The organism is Nocardiopsis sp. FIRDI 009 (genome assembly GCF_003386285.1).
Taxonomy (GTDB): Bacteria; Actinomycetota; Actinomycetes; order Streptosporangiales; family Streptosporangiaceae; genus Nocardiopsis.
Genome location: NZ_QPNC01000033.1, coordinates 1 through 21,550 on the forward strand (window position 1 = coordinate 1; position 21,550 = coordinate 21,550).

At 71.6% G+C, this 21,550-nt stretch carries 11 protein-coding genes; 2 read left to right on the forward strand and 9 right to left on the reverse strand.

Annotated elements, in window-relative coordinates; translation table 11 throughout:
- Positions 1-648: 648 nt before the first annotated feature.
- Positions 649-999: a MerR family transcriptional regulator gene (locus tag DVR05_RS23540; protein WP_116248091.1), complete on the reverse strand. Its 351-nt coding sequence runs from the start codon at positions 997-999 to the stop codon at positions 649-651.
- Positions 1,000-3,339: 2,340 nt separating this feature from the next.
- Complete coding sequence (locus DVR05_RS23555) at positions 3,340-3,975, reverse strand: NAD(P)H oxidoreductase (protein WP_116248093.1); 636 nt, start codon at positions 3,973-3,975, stop codon at positions 3,340-3,342.
- An 80-nt stretch (positions 3,976-4,055) separates the two neighbouring features.
- Between DVR05_RS23555 and DVR05_RS23560 the strand changes: the two genes are divergently transcribed.
- Positions 4,056-4,904: an AraC family transcriptional regulator gene (locus DVR05_RS23560; protein WP_304598602.1), complete on the forward strand. Its 849-nt coding sequence runs from the start codon at positions 4,056-4,058 to the stop codon at positions 4,902-4,904.
- A 342-nt stretch (positions 4,905-5,246) separates the two neighbouring features.
- Complete coding sequence (locus tag DVR05_RS23565) at positions 5,247-6,242, forward strand: LuxR C-terminal-related transcriptional regulator (RefSeq protein WP_157982519.1); 996 nt, start codon at positions 5,247-5,249, stop codon at positions 6,240-6,242.
- Between the two features lie 13 nt (positions 6,243-6,255).
- Here the strand turns inward: DVR05_RS23565 and DVR05_RS23570 are convergent, their stop codons facing one another.
- The 7 genes from DVR05_RS23570 to DVR05_RS23595 all read right to left on the reverse strand — a co-directional run bounded on the left by DVR05_RS23570 (position 6,256) and on the right by DVR05_RS23595 (position 21,459).
- Positions 6,256-9,006, reverse strand: coding sequence for a LuxR family transcriptional regulator (locus DVR05_RS23570; RefSeq protein ID WP_116248096.1), 2,751 nt, complete (start codon positions 9,004-9,006; stop codon positions 6,256-6,258).
- Positions 9,007-9,082: 76 nt separating this feature from the next.
- Positions 9,083-9,292: an MbtH family protein gene (locus DVR05_RS23575; protein WP_116248097.1), complete on the reverse strand. Its 210-nt coding sequence runs from the start codon at positions 9,290-9,292 to the stop codon at positions 9,083-9,085.
- Positions 9,293-9,319: 27 nt separating this feature from the next.
- The gene (locus DVR05_RS23580) at positions 9,320-10,600 is read right to left on the reverse strand and encodes a hypothetical protein (RefSeq protein ID WP_157982520.1); all 1,281 of its coding nucleotides are present in this window, start codon (positions 10,598-10,600) and stop codon (positions 9,320-9,322) included.
- Positions 10,601-10,790: 190 nt separating this feature from the next.
- Positions 10,791-10,952 carry a hypothetical protein gene (locus DVR05_RS26775; protein ID WP_157982521.1) on the reverse strand — a complete coding sequence of 54 codons (162 nt, stop codon included), beginning with the start codon at positions 10,950-10,952 and terminating at the stop codon, positions 10,791-10,793.
- Between the two features lie 441 nt (positions 10,953-11,393).
- Positions 11,394-12,770 (reverse strand): serine hydroxymethyltransferase, encoded by a 1,377-nt coding sequence (glyA, locus tag DVR05_RS23585; protein WP_116248099.1) that lies wholly within the window; start codon positions 12,768-12,770, stop codon positions 11,394-11,396.
- Positions 12,767-16,090, reverse strand: coding sequence for a non-ribosomal peptide synthetase (locus DVR05_RS23590; RefSeq protein WP_116248100.1), 3,324 nt, complete (start codon positions 16,088-16,090; stop codon positions 12,767-12,769). Before DVR05_RS23590 ends, glyA begins: the two co-directional genes overlap by 4 nt.
- Positions 16,087-21,459: a non-ribosomal peptide synthetase gene (locus tag DVR05_RS23595; RefSeq protein WP_198659322.1), complete on the reverse strand. Its 5,373-nt coding sequence runs from the start codon at positions 21,457-21,459 to the stop codon at positions 16,087-16,089. Before DVR05_RS23595 ends, DVR05_RS23590 begins: the two co-directional genes overlap by 4 nt.
- Positions 21,460-21,550 lie beyond the last annotated feature (91 nt).

The window sequence follows — 21,550 nt, forward strand, 5'->3', positions numbered from 1 at the left end:
GCACCGAACTCCCGCGAACGTGATCAACACGGTTCAAACCAGAAGTCCAACTGGAGTACCGGGGACAGCTAGGGGACACACGACACCCCTACCTGCGAATTCTCGCGTTTTCTCAGGTCATGACACTTGCCGACCCCAGTTCGATTCCCGTCATCCGCTCCGTTCGAAAGACGGCCCCTGAACTGCGAACATCGTTCGCACACCAGGGGCCGTCTTCGTGTTGGGGGTGCACCAGCGGGTGCACGGGGTCAGGATTCGGCCGGTGGGTGTCCTCCGCCCATCCCGTCATACACACCCCGGGCCCACCGATCTGACGGCCGTGCCCGATCCGGCGCTCGCGCGGCTATCGGGGTCTCACTGGCCCCGGCAACAGCCGATGGCCCGCACCCACGCAGAACGCGTCGGTGCGGGCCATCGGTGCGGCGCGACCCCGCAGGGCCGTGGTGGAGCGAGTACCGCCTGCCTCCGCCCCCGTGCGGCCCGGACACGGCCCAGCACGCGACACGAGATGGATCCGGGGATCGCTGTCGAACCCGTCATGACGACGTGGCGGATGGCCCGGTTCTTCCGGGGCCACGTTGGGGGCGAGGTATCCCTGAGTAGCCGCGAGAGGACTGCGGACGTACCGAAGGCGGGTGCGGTGCGCGCTCAGGCCTGGTCGTCGTCGACCTTGTCGGGGTCCTGTCCCCGACCGGTGGCGCGCAGCTCCTCGTTGATCCGGTGGGCTTCCTCCAACTGGTCCTCCAGGATGATGATCCTGCACGCGGACTCGATGGGTGTGCCCTGGTCCACGAGTTCCCGTGCCCGGGCGGCGAGCCTGAGCTGATAGCGGGAGTAGCGGCGGTGCCCGCCCTCCGAACGCAGGGGCTCGATCAGTTTGGCCTTGCCCAGGGCGCGCAGGAACGCCGGTGTGGCGCCGATCATCTCCGCCGCGCTGCCCACGGTGTAGGCGGGGTAGTCGTCATCGTCGAACCGGTCACCGGTGTCGGGACGGGACAAGTGCGTGTCTTCCTTCTCGTGAACGCACGTCGAGGGCCCCAACGCCGTTCGGCGCTGGGGCCCGAGAGTTCAATACCACCTACCGGCAGCTGCCGGTCTTCCGCTTCCCGAGGTCAAGCTGGGACGGGATAGCGGGGATCGCGGTTGTGTGACCGTGGACCACCCTCTTCCAGACCAGGGCCCTGCGGTACCCGAGCGGGATTCTCGCCTCGCCCGGGCGATCCTGATGGCATCTACTCCTCTCGATCTCATTTCGTGCACTGATCCGACCGCGGTCCTGGCGGCTCGACCGGCGCGGTTGGAGCGTGCGCCGGTCGAGCCCGACCGCGTCCTTCTTCCTGCTGCGGCCTTCCCCTGTACGAGCGGGAGGCCGGTACTGCGGTACTGCTTGACCTTCTGTACTGCGGTCCTACCGGCTCCCGACGCCATACAACCAAGCGCGCCGGTCGAGCCGTCCTGCTCCCACCGGCGTGTCCGGTGGTCCAGCCGTGTATCTCGATGGCTACGACAGAGAAGTTAGCAGTGCGGGGAGGCCATGTCTACTCTCGCCACTACAAGTTTCCTGTGTTTGTCGGGGAAGGCTTCCTAGAATCCCGAGATCGTTCGGCTGATGCCCGGCTCGACCTCCCGACGGGACCGCGAGGAGTCGGCAGATCCGCGCTCACCGACACCCGTGTGCGGGGCCGGCGCGTTGGGGAGTCGCGCGGCAGGGCGGGCCCACCGCCGATCGGTAAGGCCCGGCGTCAGGGCATGCGTACATGCCTCGCGTCGGGCTTCCGCGGGAGCTACCGGAACCCCGGGCACACGGATCGGACGCGTGAGTGCGGCATCCTGCGCGAACACGGATGGATCGCCCACCCTGGCAGCCGGTTCGAAGGTTCTCGAAGGAGCTTCGCGGATTCCGTCCCGGCGCCCACCCAAGCGATGGTCCACGCATGGCAGCCGTCAAGCAGCGCACTCCGGGCGGAGTGCGCGCACAGCCGGCCTTCCGGCCGACCACCGCAATCGTGTGGGGACTGCGGATCGCGACAGCGACGACCCAGGCGTTCCGCACCTACCGAGCATCGCCGCTGTAGCGGTGGCGAGTAGGCGGCCGAGAGAGCGCCGGCCGCCCCGAGGCCCCGCGTATGCAAGGCTCACACGCAGCACGTCCGTCCCCGAATGGCTGAGCGCGCAGTAGTGCTGCGCGGCGGCTTGGGACCGCCCCGCACTGACCGCCCCCTCGCGCTCACCCCTTCTCCCGGGTCCTCGAGAGCCGGTTCCGCGAACGCGGCCAGCACCGGGTCCGTGGACCGTGCGAGAACCTCCGCCGTACCGACGACGGCCGCCGCCCGGGGTCTGATCCGCGTATCGATCATCAGGGCGTACTCGGCGTCGACGGACTCACAGGTCTGCCGACCGTTCAACGGCTCCTCTGGGCTGAGGGACGTCCTCGGCGGACCGGTCGGCGCCTGATGCGCGACCACGCGCTGGGCGAGGGAGTCGATCGTCAAGGGGAGGGAGGGGTCAACGCACATCCGCCTCGAGGGTCGCGAGAACGCTGTTGTGTGAGAACACGAGGTCACCCAAGCCCCGAAAATCGGACCTTTTCCGACTTGCAATAACAGCCCCAGATGCAAACACGAACTCAGACACCGTCACTGTCACGGGGCCGTGGTTCCGGGCTCTCACCAGGAAATCCGGGTGCACAGCGCGATCATCCGTCAGCCTACAGAACCTGCCCTGCAAGGTGACGCCCACCAACAGCCTTCCCACGCAGCAACAAAATTTCACATACAAGACAAATGAGTTATAGGTGAATCCATTGTCCAAAATGGCCAATACACATGAGCTGCTTCTCCAAGGCGTGGCTCAGATCGACGGCCGCCCATCGTGGTGGCCGGGACGGGAGCGGGCCCGAGGGGGTAGCCGCCCCCGGGCCCCGTGATGCCACCCCGTGCGCACACCGGCAGGCGGGCAGGGCACCGGAGAACTTCACGGTGGTCCAGTACCCGATGGGCATGTCCTCGCAGTACAGCTCGGCCTGCGCCGGGTGCTTGTCGGTGGCCTCGGCCTTCACCTGGACCCGTGTCGATTCGAGGGGCGACTGCTCCCCCGACTCGTCCTCCGGCTGATACGCACGCGAGACTCCAGCCGACAGCGCGGGCTTTCGCGGCCCGTGGTGGGCAGCGGTCAGTTCCTGGTGAGATCTGGACTTGACGCCCTTCTCGACCGAGATGATCTGGTTGAGTTTCACCACGACGCGAACGCCAGCAGCCCTGGGCGGACATTCTCGAACAATTTCTTTCGGAGACCTCCCCCGGGCCCCTGGGGGTTCCGTCACCGCGCGCCGCGCTCCTCTCACCCGGCGACGAGTTTGTCGACCGCGGTGTCGACGTCGGCGAGGAGCCCCCGGTAGTGGTGCTCGCGCGCCTCGCCGGTGAGCCCCTGCCCCTCGCTGTCGAACAGGACGGCCGTGTGCACGCCACGGACCCCGCAGAACTCCGAGATCCCCCGCCGCAGCGTCCCGTCGAGCAGCCCCACGATGAGGTCCGCGTTCGGGTCCTCCTCGGTGAGCCCGGCCAAGCCCACCCACAGCATGCGCTTCTGCGCCATCCGCGACTCCCTGCGCCCGTAGGCCAGACCGTAGTTCCACACCCGGTCGAACCAGCCCTTCAGCAGGGCCGGGAGGCCGAACCACCACACGGGGAAGACGGGGACGACGACGTCGGCGTCGCGGACGCGGCGGAAGTGGGCGTGCACCTCCTCGGAGTAGGTCTTGTCGCGGTCCTCGTAGTCCGGTTCGTCGGCCACGCGGTTGCGGGGGTCGAACCCGTCGGCGTGCAGGTCCAGCAGATCGACGCGGAATCCGGCGGACGCGAGGCGGTCAGCGGCGCGCGCGGCCGCGGCCGCGGTCAGGGAGTCGGAGCGGTGGTGGGCGAAGACGACGAGGGCGGTGCGCCCGGAAGTCGCGGTCTCAGGGCTCTCTTGGGTCATGGTCCCAGTACAGCCCAGGAGCCGTGGACGATCCATGGCTGAGAAGCCGCATTTTCTTGGCGATCGTCTACGCTCCTCCTGTGGACCCCTTGAGTGACATGCTGAGCGGCATCCGTGCGCGGGGAGCCTCCCTGTGCGAGGCGTCGCTCAGCCCTCCGTGGACGCTCCGGTGCGCGGACGGCGCGTCGCTGACCATGGTCACGGTGCTCGACGGCGGCGCCTCGCTGCTCCCGTCCGGCGGTCCCACCCTCACGGTGGGGCCGGGCGACACCGCGCTGGTGCGCGGCCCCGCGCCGTTCCGGCTGGTGGACGCCTCGAAGGAGCGCACCAGCCTCGTCATGGGCGGCTACCAGTCGGCGCGGGGCCGCCACGACCGGCTGTTGGACACCCTGCCGCCCGCGCTGGTGCACCGGGAGGAGTCCGACGACGTCCTGTGGCTCGCGTCGGCGCGGGACGCCCTGGAGCGAAGGGACCGGCCGGGCGGTCAGGCCCTGGTCGACCGCGCCCTGGACATGGGGCTTGTCTGCACGCTGGGCTGCTGGTTCGAGCGGGAGGGCGCGAATGCCCCCGCCTGGTACCGGGGGACCCGGGACCCCGTGGTCGGGCCCGCGCTCGACGCCATCCACGAGCACCTCGACCAGGCGTGGACGGTCGGCTCACTGGCGGCCAGGGCCGGGGTGTCGCGGGCGCACTTCGCCACGCGCTTCACCGAGGTCATGGGGCAGACACCGCTGGGGTACCTCACCGAATGGCGCATGTACACCGCCGAGGAGCTTCTGGCCGAACCGGACGCGGGTGTGGCCCGGGTGGCCGACGCCGTCGGGTACTCCGACGCGGCCGCGTTCAGCACGGCCTTCAAGCGGCTCCGGGGGATGAGCCCGAGAGAGTTCCGCCGGCGCGCGACCGCGGTCGTTCCGGGGTCCGGCTGACACCTGCCCGGAACAGCCCACGCCCCGGACCGGAGGCCCCGCGGCGCCCGGACCCGGCTACACCTCGTGACGTAGGTGATGGCGAGCACAGAACACCCCCGGAGTGAAACAGGTGCTGTTGTCCGATTCCGGACACAGTGCCCCATCGCGAGTATTCTGTCTCACCTTTAGCATGCCTTGTCAACGAAGCCCCGAGTCGCTGTCGGGATCCCCCACACGATCAGCGACCCGCGTTCACCCCCGGTGGCGCCCGGTTCCGCCGGTCCCACCAGGAACCAGGCGCACGGCGCGGACAGTGACCCGGGTTGGCGGTCCACTCCTTCCAGAACGGCTCTTCACACGATGGACGTAGACAAGCCGACCATCCCTCCCGAAGCAGTGGAGCTCTACCGACTATCGGTGGAACACCCCTCCTGGACCACGGAGGATGCCCTTGAACGCCTTCAGGTCAGTGAGGCCCGGCTGACCGAACTCGTCGACCTGCTCGTCGACCTCAGGCTGCTGCGGCCGTCCCAGGACTCCCACCGCGAGTTCTCCACCAGCGGCCCTGAGTCGGCGGCGGTGGAACTGCTGAACGAGGACCGCAGGCGTCTCCTCGAGGAACAGCTCCGGATGGAGCGTCTCCGGGACGAGATCCTCGCGCTCCAGCCCACGTACTTCAAGGCCCGGCAGACCCGGCGCAGTTCCGAGGCCTTCGACGTCATCGAGGACGTGCACCTGGTCCGGCTCCTGCTGTCCGACCAGGCGCAGAGGACGGAGCAGGAGCTGTGCATCGCTCATCCCGGCGGCGGCATGAGCGAGGGCGGGCTCTCCCGGAGCATCGCCCTGGACCGCATCATGCTGGAGCGCGGGGTGGTGATGCGCTCGGTCCTCCAGCACGCCACCCGCCACCACACCCCCACCAAGGAGTACGTCAACGACATCACCAAGTACGGCGCCCAGGTACGCACCATCCCGGTGGTCCCCCGCCGCATGATCATCTTCGACCGGAAGGTCGCCTTCATACCGAAGGAGGGCGGCGAGGTGACCCAGGGGGCCGTCCTGCTGCGCGAACCCTCCGTCGTGGACAACTTCCTCGCCTCCTTCGAGCTCATGTGGCAGAACGGGCGCCAGTTCCCCGTGGACACGGCGGACAAGCGGACCGAGGCCACGGAGGACATCCGCCAGACCATCCTGGAGTACCTCGCCACGGGCACCAAGGACGAGGTGATCTCCCGCAAGCTGGGCATCTCGGTACGCAGCTGCCGACGCCACATCGCCGAGATCATGAGCGACCTGAAGGCGGAGAGCCGGTTCCAGGCGGGGGTGCTGGCGCACCAGCGCGGGCTGGTCACCTGAGGCCCCGCCCGGTTCACTCGGCGGCCGAGGTCTCCCGGGCCCTCCGGCGGAAGGGGCGCACACCGATCTGCGAGCGACCCATCATCGCCGCGATCTCCGTGCGGGAGGACACCTCCAGCTTGCCGAAGATCCGGCCCAGGTGCGTCTCCACGGTCTTGTGGCTCATCCCGAGCTGGCGGGCGATCTGCCGATTGGTTCGCCCCTGGCTCACCAGTCCGGCGATCTCGAACTCACGCTGACTGAGCTGGTACCGCTCCTCCTCCGGGGGCTGCCACACGTCCTCCGTGCGCGCGATTTCCGCCCGCAGCGCCGATGACAGCCCGGCGAGGGAGCCCGCGCCGGTGCGCTCGGCTACCGAAGCCAACCGGTCAGCGTGCCGTCGCGCCGAATCCGGGTCTCGCAGTTCCAGGAGCGCGCGTGCCGCGACCGCGTGCGCCCGCCCCGCCTCGAGAGAGCAGGTCAAGGCGCCGCCGCCGACGGCGATCGCGTCGAGCGCGTGCACGAGGGACTCCGTGGGACGCCGGGCCGCGGCGGCGTGCGCGAGATCGGCCAGGCACCTGCCCCTGGCCGTTCCCAGCCGCTCGGCCGCGTCCGTCGCCCACGCCGCCCACGCCGCCGCGGCCTCGTGGTCGTTTCGGGCCGACTCCGCCCGGCACAGCAGCTCGGCGACGGCGGGGTGGTCCCAGACCGGCGACTCGGAGAGACCGCCCCCCGCGCCGTCCAGCAGTGCCGCGACGGCCGCGTCGGCGTCACCCCCGGCCAGACGGGCCTCCCCGTGGATGATCCGGGAGTGCCGCCACCAGGGACTGTCCGGGGAGACCTCGTTGCCCGCCCGCTGGGCGTCGGCGAGCGCCGCGAGCACCGCGCCGTCGGCCAGCCACACCCGCGCACGCGCGGTCAACGACATGGCGATCAGGTCCGCGGCCTCCGCCGACTCGGCCAGGCGTACCGCCTCCTCGGTGTGGGAGAGGGCCTCGGCGACCCGCCCCTGGCGCAGACGGCAGGCGCCGAGCCCGACGAGCATCGGAACCGTGTCCAGGTGGCGCCCGCCCCGTCGGGCGACGGACAGCCCCCGCGCGAGGTGTCGGATCGCGGCGTCGCAGGCGTCCAGGTGCGTCTCGACCCAGCCGAGGTGGGTCAGTGCCTCGGGTCGGCGCGAGAGTTGCCCGTCCGACTGGCTCTCCAGCACCCGCGCGGCCTCGGCGGCGCTGTGCCCGGCGGTTTCGACGTCTCCGTGCGCCAACCGGTTGGTGGCGTGGACGCCGAGCACGACCGTCTGTGTGGCGGGGTCCGCGCTGCACACGGCGGACAGGACCGCCCCGTCGGACCAGTCCCATCCGGTGTCCCACAGGGAGGTGGCCGCCAGCGCGGTACGCAGCCGGAGGGCGTTGCGCGTGCCCGACCGGCGGATCCCCGTACGGAGGACGGAGCGGGCCTCGGTGTAGCGGCCGGCCATCTGGGCCAGCACGGCCCTCAGTTCGATCAGCTCGGTCTCGTACTCCGCGTCCGCGCCGGCGGGGTCCAGGAGGGCCTCCGCGTCGTCCAGGAAGACGCGGGCCCGCCCGATCCGCCCGCAGGTCGTGTACGCCCGGGTCAGGCCGACGGCCGCGGTCAGCCGCCGTGCCCGGTGCGCGGCGCCGTCGCCCAGCCGGTCCAGGACGTTCTCGTACCACCGGGCGGCCGCGCCGGGGTCGGTGGCCTCCACTTTCCCAGCCGCGTCGAGCAGGTGTTCCCGGACGGAGTCATCGTCCTCGGACTGGATCAGGTGTTCGGCGTACTCGGTCACCGGTCGGCCCGCCGCACGCAGCGCGATCGCCGCCCGCTGGTGCGCGGCCAGCCGTGCGCCGACCGGCGCCGACTCGTAGGCGGCCTGACGCAGCACCGGGTGGCGGTAGACGAAGCCGCGCGGCCCGACGTTCGGACGAAGCACGTCGGCGTCCACGAGTTCACCCACCGCGGTGAGCGCGGCGGAGGGCGCCACGTCCGCGACCCGGGCGAGCAGGTCCGCCGGGAACGGACCGCTGAGCACGGCCGCCGCGTGGGCGACCGAACGGGTCGGCTCGGGCAGGCTCTCGATCTCCAGGACGAGCGGCGCCAAGGACTCGGGGTCGGGAGCGGGTTCGGTGTGGGGACCGCACCCGGCCGTCCGGCACATGGCCGCCAGGGCTCTGACGTGGAGGGGGTTGCCGCCGCTCCGCTCGTGGATGGAGGAACGGTGTCGGGCGCACACGCCCTCGGGAACCAGGGACAGGGTCTCCTCCCTGCTGAGGGGGCCGATCTGGAGCCGCTCGTGTCGCCAGCGCCCGGCGGAGCCGCCGATGGCGGCGAGGAGGCGGGTGGGGCACTGGCGCGGCCGGTGCGCCAGCACGACCGTCACGCGTCGGAGCGGCGGTCTGCGCAGCAGGCGGACCAACGCGGCCTCGGTCGGGGGCGCGGCCAGGTGGATGTCGTCCACGACCAGCGTCACGTGCCCGGAGGCTTCCTCCGCCGCGAGCGCGCCGATGTCGTCGAGCCGATCGCGGAGGGGGGCGAACGCCCCCCAACCGCCCTCGTCGGCCGTACCGGCGATCACCGTGCCGCCGTCGTCGACGGCGGCCAGTGCCTCGACGAGCAGCCGGGTCTTCCCGACACCCGGTTCACCGACGACCTCGACGATCCTCGGGGCGCCTGCCTCGGGCTCCAGTGCCCGGCACAGGGCCATGAGTTCCCTCATCCGGCCGACGAACGGCCGTCGGCCGCCGCCGCTCTCGATCTGAACACTCATCTCGTCACCGCCATCAGGGGTCGTTGGCTCCCGCCGCCCTGGTCGGCGGCGGTACGGGTCGGGGCGCCCTCCGCCGTCAGGCGTCTCCCATGGCCATGCGCAGGCTCAGCGGACGCATGTCGGTCCAGGTCCGGTCGATGTGGGCCAGGCACTCCTCCTTGGTGCCCGTGGTCCCCTCATCACGCCAGCCGTGCGGGATCTCCCGGGTGGCGGGCCAGATCGAGTACTGCTCCTCGTCGTTGACGACGACGCTGTACTGGGGGGTGTTCTCCTGGGTCTGCGGCATGGTTCGTCTCCTTCTCGTAGGACCGGTTCAGAATCGGGTGGTCATGGCGGCGATGGCGGAGCGGACGGAGTCCCCGACCGATCCGTCCAGGACGTAGTCGTGGTCACCGGTGGGAGCGACCGCCTGGAGGGCGGTGTGCGTCAGCTCGGCGCAGCGGCGTATGTCCGCGGTCTCGAAGCCGCGCATCGTCAGGGTGGTCACCGAGAGCGACAGACCGTGGCGCTCGTCCTCGCGTTCGGGGCCGTGGAACCGGCTGCCGGTGACCTCGATCCCGACCTCGGCGAGGGCGCGTTCGGCCACGGCGCCGCTCAGACCGGAGCCGTCGAGGTCCACGAGTACCAGGTGGGTGTCGGTGCCCCCGGTGACCGGGCGGTACCCGTACAGGCTGAGCTCCTCGGCGAGGGTGCGGGCGTTGTCGACCGTACGTTCGGCGACCTCGCGCCACCAGGGGGTCGTCGCGGCGGCCAACGTGTGCGCCTGTGCCGCGAGGAAGGTGTCCGTCCGGCCCCGTGAGTTCCGCAGGCTCGCCCGCCACAGGCGCGGGGCGATGGCGCGCCCCCGGTACTCGGTCCCGGCGTCGCGCCCGCAGAGGATCAGCCCGCCGGGCGGGCCGCCGAGCTGCCCGTGGGTGCCCGCGACGACCACGTGGGCGTCGTCGATCGGGTTGGGCAGCAGACCCGCGGCGATGAGTCCCGTGATCCCGGTGACGTCGGCGACGAGCAGGCTGTCGGCTTCGTCCGCGACACTCCGCAGGAGCGCGAAGTCGGTGCTGCGCAGGCGGTTGGCGGCGTCGTAGACGATCGCCGAGGGGCGGTGGTGGTGCACGGCGTCGACGAAGCGGGCGTAGTCGAGATCACCACCCGGCGGAATGTCGAGGTCCACGCGCTGGTGGAAGCCGGGGAACGTGGGACCCAGCGGGTCGATCCCCGTGGTGCGGATGCGCAGGACCACGTCCTCGGGCTCGAGGAGCGCCGCGCAGGCCAGCTGGAGGGCGTCGGCGGGCGACGACGGGCGGACGTCGGCGTAGGCGGCGCCGAACAGCCGCTGGGCGCGGTCGGCGGCCATCCGCTCCAGGGCGGTGCGGGAACGGTCGAAGCGCACGGGCAGGTGGTCGGCCATCAACCCGCGGACGGCGGGGGGAACGTATCCGTCGGACAGCGCCATCGTCAGGGATCCGGTCCTGCGTCCGCTCTCCCGTGCGACGAGGTCCCGGAGCCCCGCGTCCCACAAAAGATCCCGCCCGCCGACGAAAGAGGAGAAACCGTCCGTCGTCCCGAGATAGGAGATGGGTGATTCGTTGGTCGTCACGAAAATGTCCGCCTTCCAGTCATCAGTTTCCTCAACCGCACCGCGCGCAGGGTGGTATTCGCCTTCGGTCCGCGGTGCACCGCGGAGTTCCGGATCTTCGGTCCGGGTCTGCCGAATTTCCCGGGAAGAGTGCGGTGGCCGAATCCGTCGAGACGGGTCCGAACGCCACCGAACGGTGAACCCCCGGCCCCTACCAGTCCGTACCACCGTCGGTGACGGTAAGCTCGGCGTTGGGCCAATCGGTACCGCCGGCGGCGATCTCGACAGCGGGCTCGTCGGCCGCGGAGAAAACCGAGGCGGCAGCAAAAGCGAGCCCGAACGAAAACCCGAAAGCGACGACGATCTTTCTCATGGAAAACCCTCTTCCGAAATCGTGTGGATCTTGTTGAGCCCCGGGCCCCTTATCCTCCCGGCCGGCGATTTCCAGTCTTCATGAACGACCCCGCGGATCCCAGACCTGACGGGGTTCATGAAGCTGCATGGCAACAAGTCACCGCGACTGGCGCGCCGTTGACCTCGCGTTCTCGCCGTCCGGCACCGGGCCCTCACGGCCGCGGACGACGGAGGGGCCCGGCCGGTCGGCCGGGCCCCTGGGGGCAGCGCCCGCGTCTGGGGCCTGTTTCCTGGAACGGTCGCCCGGGGGGTGTCGTTCGGACGCCGGCAGGGTTCTCAGAGGTCAGGACTGCGCCGTCAGGCGTCCGTCGAGGGTGCCCGCCCCGCCGTGGAGCGGCCCCTGGGGCGGTGGTGGGCGACGGGCGGGCCGAAGCGAGGCGGAGCACCCGGAAAACACCGCCTACCCGGGCACGGGGGCGAGGACGCCGCCGACCCCGGTGTGGAGGGGGAACCGTCGGCACAGGCCGGCGACCTCGGCGCGAACTCCGTCCCGCACCGCGTCGGGGAGGACGAACTCGTCGTCTCCGAGCGCGCTCAGGGACCGCCACACGCGGTCGACGAGCCGAGCGCACTCGACCATGGTGTCCGGCCCCATCCCGCGCAGCGCCAGGACGTTCGTGCCGAACCGCACCCCGCCGGCGATCCGCGCCGGGAACCCGTCGCCGGGGATCTTGTTGCGGTTGACGATGATCCCGCACGACTCCAGGGACCGCTCCGCGTTCGCTCCCGTCAGCCCCGAGGCACCGGTGTCCACCACCACCATGTGGTTGTCCGTACCGCCGGTCAGCACCGGCCAGCCCAGCCCGGCCAGGGAGGCCGCCAGCTCACGAGCGTCGTCGAGGACGCGCTCCGCCAGCGACCGGAACCCCGGCGACCCCACGATTCCCAGGGCCCTCGCCTTCGCCGCGATCCCGTTGACCCTCGGGGTGCCCTGGAAGTACGGGAACACGCCCTGTTGGATCACCGAGGAGAGTCTGCGTCCGTCGGGCCCGGGGGCGTGGGCGTCCCGTCCCATCAGTATGAGGCCGCCGCGGGGACCGTACAGCTGCTTGTACGTGCTGGTGGTGGTGAAGTGCGCCGCGTCGATCGGGCTCCGGTGCAGGCCGGCCGCGACCAGTCCGGCGATGTGCGAGATGTCGGCGAGGAGGTAGGCGCCCACCTCGTCGGCGATCTCCCGGAACCGGGCGAAGTCGATCTCGCGCGGGTAGGCGCTGGCTCCGCACACCAGCATCCGGGGCCGGTGCAGGCGGGCGAGTTCGGCGATCTCGTCGTAGTCCAGTCTTCCGTCGGGTCCGACCCCGTAGGAGACCGAGCGGAAGTAGCGACCGGAGAAGGACACCGGGGCGCCGTGTGTCAGGTGTCCCCCCGCGCTGAGCTCCAGCCCCATGACGGTGTCCCCGGGGTTCAGGAGCGCGGTCATCACCACCTGGTTGGCGGTGCTTCCCGAGTGCGGTTGGACGTTGGCGTAGCGGGCGCCGAACACCGCCTTGGCCCGTGCCACGGCCAGGCGTTCGATCTCGTCCACGACCGAGCAGCCGGCGTGGTACCGGCGCCCCGGGTAGCCCTCGGTGGTGACGTTGCCGACCGCGCTGCCCTCACAGGCGAGCACGGAGGGGTCGGCGGCGCTCGCGGACGCGACCATCGCAAGCGTCTCCTCCTGGCGGGACTGGTCGCGTTCGAGCATCGTGAAGAGCGCCGGATCGTGCTCGCTCAGGCTCCGCGCCCCGTACAGCGCGGTGGCGGTCACCGGGTCGCCGTGCGTCAACTCGACGGTCATCGGACGCCCTCCTCCTCAAGCATGGCCATGACCTCTTCCTCGCTCATCCGGCCGACGTCGAGCGCCAGCTCGGCCGCGGCGTCCACGTCGACGCCCTGTTCCCGGCCCACCTGCGAGACGACCCGGGCCTGTTCGGCGATGGTCGGAGCGTCGAACACCACACGCAGGGCCAGTTCGATCCCGAAGACCTCCCCGGCCAGGACGGCGACGCGCGTGGCGGCCATCGAGTAGCCGCCCAGTTCGAAGAAGGAGTCGTGCGCCCCGACCCGGTCGACTCCCAGGACCGACTCCCACAGCTCCGACAGGACGATTTCCACCGGCGTGCCCGGTTCGACGTAGGCGGTGGCCAGGCTCGGTCGGCCGGTCCCGGGGTCGGGCAGCGCGGAGCGGTCGACCTTCCCGTTGGGCGACAGCGGCAGCCGGTCCAGCCCGACGAGGGCCGAGGGCACCATGTACCCGGGCACGATCCCGCTCATGTGGTCACGCAGGGACGCCACCGTGGGCTCGGCCCCCTCCTCCGCCACGTAGTAGCCGACCAGACGGACCTCTCCGCCTTCCCCACGGGTGGCCGCCACGCACTCCGCGACCTCGGGATGCGACCGCAGGGCGGAGGCGACCTCGCCCAGTTCGACGCGCAGACCGCGGATCTTGGTCTGGTGGTCGACGCGGCCGAGGAGTTCGAGCACCCCGTCGGGGCGGTAGCGCGCCAGGTCTCCCGTCCGGTACAGGCGGGCTCCCGCGGACACGTTGGGATAGCGTCCGGCGAACGGGTGCGGCACGAACCGGTCCGCGGTCATCGCGGGCCGGTCCAGATAGCCGCGGGTCAGTCCGAGTCCGCCCAGGTACAGCTCACCGGGCACCCCGACCGGAACGGGGGATCCGTGCTCGTCGAGCAGGAGCACCTGCTGGTTCTCCATGGCCACGCCGTACGGGATGCTGGTCCAGTCGGGGTCGGGGTCCGTCACTTCGTGGATCGTGGAGTGGATGGACGCCTCCGTGGCCCCTCCCATCACCACGAACCGTGCGCCGGGCGCACACCTGCGGAACCGTTCGGGCATGCTGACCGCCACCCAGTCCCCGCCCAGGAAGGCCAGCCTCAGGGAGGCGGCCGCCCCCTCCCCGCGTTCGCCCATCTCGTCGACGAACGCCTCCAGGAGCGCCGGCGCCGAGTTCCAGACGGTCGCCCCGTGCCGCTGGACCAGGTCGGCCCAGTGCCGGGGGTCCTGGGACCGCTCGGGGTCGGGCAGGAGGACGGCGCCCCCGGCCAGGAGCATGCCGAGCATGTCGTACACGGACATGTCGAAGCTGGCCGAGGACAGCGCCAGGAGACGGTCCCCGGGGCCGACCCCGCCCACCATGTTCAGGTCACGGATGTTGTTGACCACGCCCCGGTGGGGTACGGCGATGCCCTTGGGACGTCCCGTGGAGCCCGACGTGTAGATGACGTAGGCGAGGTTGTCCGGGTGGGCGCGCTCCCCGTCCCGCCCTCCTTCCACCGGGCCGTCCCCGTCCGGGAGGTCGTCGACCCGCAGGACCCGGGCCCCGCCGAGATCGTCGGGCAGGCGGCCGATCAGGGCGTCGTCGGTGAGCAGCACCCGCGGTCGCGCGTCCGTGAGCATGTGGGAGAGGCGCTCGGAGGGGTACTCCGGATCGAGCGGCAGGTGGCCCCCGCCCGCTTTGAGGACGCCGAGGAAGATCGGCAGGCGCACGGGGTCGGCCGGTCCCAGGCAGGAGCCGACGAGGGTCTCCGGCCCCACCCCGACGGCGCGCAGGCCGGACGCCACGCGCTCCGCACGGGCGTCCAGTTCGGCGTAGGTCAGCGCCCCTCCCGGATACACCAGGGCGGGTGCGTCCGGGGTACGGGCGGCCTGTGCCTCGAACAGTTCGTGCAGACAGGCGTCGGGGGTGTCGGCGGAGGTGGCGTTCCACCCCGAGACGGCGATCTCGACCTCGCTCGGGGAGAGCAGCGGGAGCGCGGACAGGCGACTTCCGGGGGCCTCGACGGCGGCGGTCAGCAGCCGCTCGAACTGGGCCCACAGACGGGTCACCGTGTCCCCGTCGAACATGTCGGTGCTGTACTCGAAGAAGCCCTCGTAGTGGCCGCCCGCGTCCCACATCTGGAGGTCGAGGTCGACCTGGGTGGCGTGCCGGGGCACGTGTACGGCCGAGATCTCCAGGTCACCGACCACGGGACTGGGCATCGGCGCGTTCTGCATGACGAACATGACCTGGGTCAGCGGCTGGTGGCTCAGGTCGCGGTGGGGCGCGATCTCCTCCACCAGGCGGTCGAAGGGCAGCTCCTGGTGCTCGAAGCCCCGCAGCACGGTCCCGCGCACCCGCTCCACCAGTTCGGTGAACGTCGGATCCCCCTCCAGGGACGTGCGGAAGAGCACGATGTTGATGAAACAGCCGATCAGGCTCTCCGTCTCCGCCGTGCGCGTGGCCACCCCCGTGCTGACCACCACGTCCCGGGTCCGCGCCCAGCGTCCGACCACCGCCTGGAAGGCGGCCAGGACGGTCATGTACGGCGTGGCGCCGAGTTCGCCGCTCAGTTCCCGGATGCGTCGGGACACCTCGGGCGACAGGCGGATCGGCAGCATGTCGCCCCTGAAGGTCTGCACGGGGGGCCGGGGGCGGTCCGAGGGCAGTTCCAGAACCGGGGGCGCTCCCCCGAGTTCCTTCCGCCAGAACCGGGCGAGGTCGGCGAGCACCTCCTCGGTGAGGTTCTCGTGCTGCCAGGCGGTGTAGTCCACGTACTGCACCGGGGGCTCCGGAAGGCGCGGCGCCTCCCCGGCCAGGAACGCCGGGTAGCTCTCGGCGATCTCCCGGACGAAGATCCCGCAGGACCACATGTCCGAGACCAGGTGGTGCATGGTCACCGCGAGTACGTGCTCCTCGGGCCCCAGGCGCAGCAGAGCGACGCGTACGAGGGCCTCGTCGATCGCGAAGGGCACTCGGGCGTCGGCGCCCAGTCGGGCGACCAGACGTTCCTCGTCGGCCGCCTCCGGTGTGCCGCTGAGGTCCTCCTCGTGCAGGGGCGGGCGCAACCGGGGCAGGACCATCTGGACGGACCCCCCGTCGACGGTGGTGAACACCGTGCGCAGGGACTCGTGCCGGTCCACCACGTGACGCACCGCGGCGAGCAGCGCGTCCCGGTCGAGGACGCCTCTCAGACGGAGGGCGAACGGCACGTGGTAGGCAGCGGTCCCGGGGAAGAGCTGTTCGATGATCATCAGCCGCTGCTGCGCGAACGTGACGGGGAACACCAGGGGTTCCGCTTCGGGGCCGTTCTGCATGGTCTCCTCCTCGTGCTGACTCATGAGTCCGCTCCTGTCTGGGTGCCGCGCGCGGCGCGGAGCCTGCGCAGGACGTCCGCGCGGCCGGACCCCGCGTTGCTGGCGAACCCGCGCCGGTCCACGCGGGTGATGCTCCGTGCGGGCGGGGGCGCGGCCTCGTCCGCGCCGTCCGCCTCGTCCACCAGGGCGGCGACGCCGCGCAGGGTCGGTTGTTCGAAGAGGCGGTGCAGCGGCGGCCGTACCCCGAAGGAGTCCCCCATCCGGAGGAGGAGTCTCGACAGCAACAGCGAGTGCGCGCCCAGTTCGAACCAGTTGTCGTCGCGCCCCACCCGGGCTCCGCCGAGCAGCTCGGAGACGATCCCGGCCAGGGCGCGTTCCGTGTCGGTCGCCGGTGCCTCCGAGGAGGTCGAGGCCGCCACCTCCGGGGCGGGCAGCCGACCGCGGTCCAGCTTGCCGCTGGTGTTCAGGGGCAGTTCGGCGAGCCAGACGAAGTGGGTGGGGACCATGTAGGCGGGAAGTCTGTCGCGCAGGACCTCGCGCAGCGCGCGGTCGGCGGCCTGGCGGTCGAAGGCCGCCGTATTCACACGGCTGCGGGCCTCGACGTAGGCCACCAGGGCGGAGACCGACTCGGTCTCGTGGAGCAGCACCGCCGAACGGCGCACGATCGGGTGCTGGTCGAGCGCGCTCTCGATCTCGCCGAGCTCGATCCGGTGGCCGTGGAACTTGACCTGGTGGTCCGCCCGCCCGAGGAACTCCAGGTGACCGTCGGATCCGAACCGGGCCAGGTCCCCGGTGCGGTACATCCGGGCGCCCGGGGGGCCGGTGTAGGGGTCGGGCACGAACCTGTCGGCGGTCAGGCCGGGGCGGGCCGCGTAGCCGCGGACGACGCCCAGGCCGCCGATCACGACCTCGCCGATGACGCCCTCCGGCACCGGTTCCAGGTCCGGCCCGAGGACGTAGACGCTCGTCGCCCCGAGCGGGGACCCGATCGGTACGGGGCCCTCCCCGACCTCGTCGATCCTGGCCGCGGCCGACCACACCGTGGTCTCGGTGGGTCCGTACAGGTTCCACAGCGCCCTGCCGCGGCCGACGAGTCGGGCGGCGAGGGCCGGGGAGAGGGCCTCCCCCCCGCTGGAGACGACCAGGTCGGGGTGGCCCTTCCAGCGGGCGTCGCCGAGCAGCTGCCAGGTCGCGGGGGTCGCCATGGCGTGGGAGAACAGCCCGCTGTCGAGTCGGGCGCGCAGCTGTGCGCCGTCGGTCTTGACCGCGGTGTCGGCGATGTGGACGGTACCGCCCGTGATCAGGGGGAGGAACACCTCCATGACCGAGATGTCGAAGGAGAAGCTGGCCATCGCCAGGACGCGGTCCCCGGGGCCGTGGTCGTGCGCGAGCCGCATCGCCTCCAGGAAGTGGGTCATGGCGCGGTGCGGGACCTGGACCCCCTTGGGCCGCCCGGTCGAACCGGAGGTGTAGATGAGGTAGGCGGTGTTCTCCGGGTTCAGCCGGCAGGGCGGCGTGCCCGGGGGCTGCGCCGCGAGGGTCTCGCCCATGGTGTCGAGGGCGACGACCTCCACCCCCCGTCCCAGGGGCCGCTCCGGCGCGGTCGCGGTGAGGACCGTGCGGGCGCCGGAATCCTCGATGATGTAGTCGATCCGCTCGTCGGGCAGGTCGGCGTCGATCGGCAGGTAGGCGCCGCCCGCCTTGAACACGGCGAGCATGGCCACGACCGCGTCGGCCGACCTCGGCAGGAGGAGGCCGACCACCTCCTCCGGTCCCACGCCCCGGCTGACCAGGTAGGCGGCCAACCGGTCGGACGCCTCGTCCAGTTCCGCGTAGGTGAGTGTGGGCACGTCCGCGACGGTCTCAGGAGCCGACGGCGTATCGGTGGCCAGGGCGGCGGAGTCGAAGGCGACCGCCGGGTCGTCCGGACGGCTCCTGGCCAGCGCACCGAATCTGTGGAAGACGTACTCCTCCGGGCGGTGGTCGACGCTGGTGCCGGTGAGCCCGTACAGCACGCGCTCGCGCTCCTCGGCGTCGAGCATGGGGAGTTCCCCGACCGGCCGCTCCGGGGCCGCCCCGATCTGCGCGAGCAGTGTGCTCAGGCGCCGCGCCATGCGTTCGGCGGTCTCCCGCGTGAACAGGTCCGTGTCGTACTGGAGCAGGCCGCCCAGACCGTCGGCGGACTCGGCGAAGGTGACCGACAGGTCGAAGAGTCCGTTGGGCGGGTCGAGCGGGACCGGCCTCAGTTCCAGGCCGCCGAGCGCCAGACTGCCGTCCCGGTCGCCGAGGACGATCGAGCTCATCCCCTCCGGCTGCGCGCCGACCGGGCGCTGGAACGTGAAGAGCGTCTGTACCAGGGGCTGGCGCCCCAGGTCCCGGTTCACCCGCAGGCGCTCGACGAGCAGGGGCAGGGGAAAGTCCCGCCGCAGCGCCTCGCGCACGCCGTGGTCGACGGCGCGGGTGTGGTCGGTGAAGCTCCGGCCGGGGTCGATCCGGCCGCGCAGCACCGCCGTGTTCACGAGGTTGCCGACGGTTCCGGCGGTCTCGGCGCGACCGCGACCGTGCACGGGCGTGCCGACCAGGACGTCGTCCCGGCCGGTGTGGCGGGACAGGAACACCTGGTAGGCGCCGAGCAGGACGGAGTAGAGGGTGGTGCCCGTCGCGGCCGCGCACTCCTTGAGCGCTCGGGTCAGGTCCGCGTCGAGCCGGAAGCGGGCGGTGCCGGTGCGGAAGCGCTGCTCCGCGGGGCGCGGATGGTCGGTGGGCAGGTCCAGCTCGGTGGGCGCGCCGTCCAACCGGTCCCGCCAGAAGTCCGCGAGCCGGTCCGCGCCGTCCCCCTCCAGGCGGGCGGCCTCGTGGCGCACCGCACGCAGGTGGCTGGGGGCGAGCCCCCACTCGGGCACGGGGGCACCGGTGTCGAACGCACGGTAGAGCCGGTCCAGTTCGTCGAGGAGCACCTCCATCGACCACAGGTCCGAGACCAGGTGGTGCAGCATGAGCACCAGCACATCGTCGTCCGGGCCGTGCAGGAGGCAGAGGCGCACGAGCGGACCGGAGGCCACGTCGAACGGCCGGTAGGCGAGGCGGTGCGCCTCCTCCTCGACGAGGTCGGGACGGGTGTCCCGGAGGTCGTGCTCGGTGAACTCCGGTTCGAGGACCGCGTGCACCCTCTGGGCCGGTGCGCCGTCGACCACGGGGAAGGAGGTGCGCAGGGCGGTGTGCCGTTCGGAGAGCAGGGCGAGGGCGCGGCGCATGGCCGGTGCGTCCACCCGGCCGGAGACCCGGGCCGCCATACCGATGTTGTGGGCGGCGCTCGCCGGAGCGAACTGGTGCATGAACCACATGGCCCGCTGGTTGTGGGAGAGCGGGTGGTCGGTGGGGCCGTCGGCGGTCTCCGCCCCGGGTGACACACGCGCGGTGGCGGACACCAGGAGCACCAGTTCGTCGATGGTGGCGGCGAGCGCGTCCTCCAGCTCCAGGTCGATCTGGAGCTGCGTCTGCACGCGGTGCTGGAGCCGGACGGCGTCGAGGGAGTCCAGGCCCAGTTCCACCAGGGGCCGGTCCGTGGCGATCTCACTCGGCGCCGATCCGACGACGTCGGCGATCGCGGTACGCAGGAAGGACACGAGGCTGTCGGGCTCCCCGTCGACCTCCGCGCCTGCGGGCGAAGGGGGCTCCTCCGTCTCGGAGCGCAGCTCGGAGAGTACCGTCAGCCTCCCCTCCCGGAGGGCCTCCCGGCAGGCGCGCCGGGCGATCTTTCCGCTGGTGGTGCGCGGGATGGTCAGGGCACGGACGAGGACCACCGCGTCCGGCCGCACCTCGTGCTCCTCGGCGACCGCGGCGCGGATCCGCCGCGCCGCCTCGTCCAGGTCCACGTCCTGGCCGCCCCGGACCTCCTGGACGACGGCGATCCGCTCCCGTCCGTCCGCCTCGTCCAGGGAGAAGGCGGCCCCGCCGTTGGGCTGGAGGGCGGGCGAGGTCCGCTGGGCGGTGAGTTCGATGTCCTGCGGGTAGTGGTTGCGCCCCCGGACGATGATCAGGTCCTTGCTGCGTCCGGTGACGTGGAGCTGCCCGTCCCGGACGAACCCCAGGTCGCCGGTGCGCAGGAAGGGGGTTCCGGGCTCGTCGGCCAGGGTGCGGCCGAAGGGGTCGTCTTCGGCCTCGGGGCGGTTCCAGTACCCGTGGGCGACACTCGGGCCGCAGACCCAGATCTCGCCGACCACGCCCTCGGGAAGGGTGGTCCGCGTGGACGGGTCCACGATCTCGACCCGGTGCACGTCCGGGATCGCGCCGCTGGCGACCACGCCGGAGGCCGCGCCGCCGCCGTCGCCCTCCGCCGGCGGCTCGCACACCCTCACCCCGCCGCCGTGCGGACCGGCCGAGACCATGAGGGACGCCTCAGCCAGGCCGTAGCAGGGCAACAGCGCCGACGCGCGAAAGCCCGCGACCGCGAACTTGTCGGCGAAGGCCCGCATCGTGTCCTCACGGACGGGCTCCGCCCCGTTGAAGGCCACCTCCCACCTGCTGAGGTCGAGGTGGGCGGCCTGCTCGTCGGTGACCCGTTCGACGCACAGGTCGTAGGCGAAGTTGGGGGCGCCGCTGACCACGGCCCTCTCGTCGCTGACGGCCTTGAGCCAGCGGTACGGGTCGCGGACGAAGGTCGTGGGCGCCATCAGGGCCATGGTGCCGCCGCGCCGTACGGTCCCCATGACCGAACCGATGAGGCCCATGTCGTGGTAGACGGGGAGCCAGGAGACTCCGCGCATGTCGGGGCGCAGACCGAACGCCTCCTGGATCAACGCCGTGTTGGCCAGAAGGTTGTCGTGGGTGAGGGCGACCCCCCGGGGCGCGGCGGTCGATCCCGACGTGTACTGGAGGAAGGCGAGGGAACCGCCGTCGAGCACGGGGGAGGTCCAGTCGGCGGCCTCCGTGTCGGGCACGTCGTCGGTGGCGATCAGCCGCAGCCGCTCCAGTCCGGGGACCAGGCCGATCCTCCCGTCCATCCGGTCGCGCCCGGCCGCCGTGGTCAGAGCGACCTCCGCCCCGCTGTCCCGGACCATGCCGACCACGCGCGTGAGGGAGCGCGGGTTGCGGGTGGGAGGGTAGGCGGGAACCGCGACGACACCCGCGTACAGGCAGCCGAAGAAGGCGGCCACGAACTCCAGGCCGGGCGGGTAGAAGAGGAGCGCGGAACGGCCGCCCAGCCCCAGCCCGAGCAGGCGCGCCCCGATGGCCCTGGCCCGCCGGTCGAGTCCGGCGTAGTCGATGCGCTCGGGGGTCGCGTCGACCTGTTCGGGGTGGAAGCTGAACGCTGTCCTGTCCGGCTGGCCCTCTGCGGCGCTGGACAGGACGTCCCGCCATGTCCTGGGCGCCTCCGTCGCGGAGATGGTCATACCTCGTCCCTCGTTCGTCTGATCCCGGTCGTGTGCGCGCCGGCACCAACCGGTCGCGACCGCTTCCAGACTCCTTTCGGAGGGCGCCCCG

Coding starts and splice junctions, on each gene's coding strand:
- DVR05_RS23555 (WP_116248093.1), bottom strand. CDS start 3,975: ATGACCCAAGAGAGCCCTGAGACCGCGACTTCCGGGCGCACCGCCCTC.
- DVR05_RS23565 (WP_157982519.1), top strand. CDS start 5,247: ATGGACGTAGACAAGCCGACCATCCCTCCCGAAGCAGTGGAGCTCTAC.
- DVR05_RS23570 (WP_116248096.1), bottom strand. CDS start 9,006: ATGAGTGTTCAGATCGAGAGCGGCGGCGGCCGACGGCCGTTCGTCGGC.
- DVR05_RS23575 (WP_116248097.1), bottom strand. CDS start 9,292: ATGCCGCAGACCCAGGAGAACACCCCCCAGTACAGCGTCGTCGTCAAC.
- DVR05_RS26775 (WP_157982521.1), bottom strand. CDS start 10,952: ATGAGAAAGATCGTCGTCGCTTTCGGGTTTTCGTTCGGGCTCGCTTTT.
- glyA (WP_116248099.1), bottom strand. CDS start 12,770: ATGACCGTCGAGTTGACGCACGGCGACCCGGTGACCGCCACCGCGCTG.
- DVR05_RS23590 (WP_116248100.1), bottom strand. CDS start 16,090: ATGAGTCAGCACGAGGAGGAGACCATGCAGAACGGCCCCGAAGCGGAA.
- DVR05_RS23595 (WP_198659322.1), bottom strand. CDS start 21,459: ATGACCATCTCCGCGACGGAGGCGCCCAGGACATGGCGGGACGTCCTG.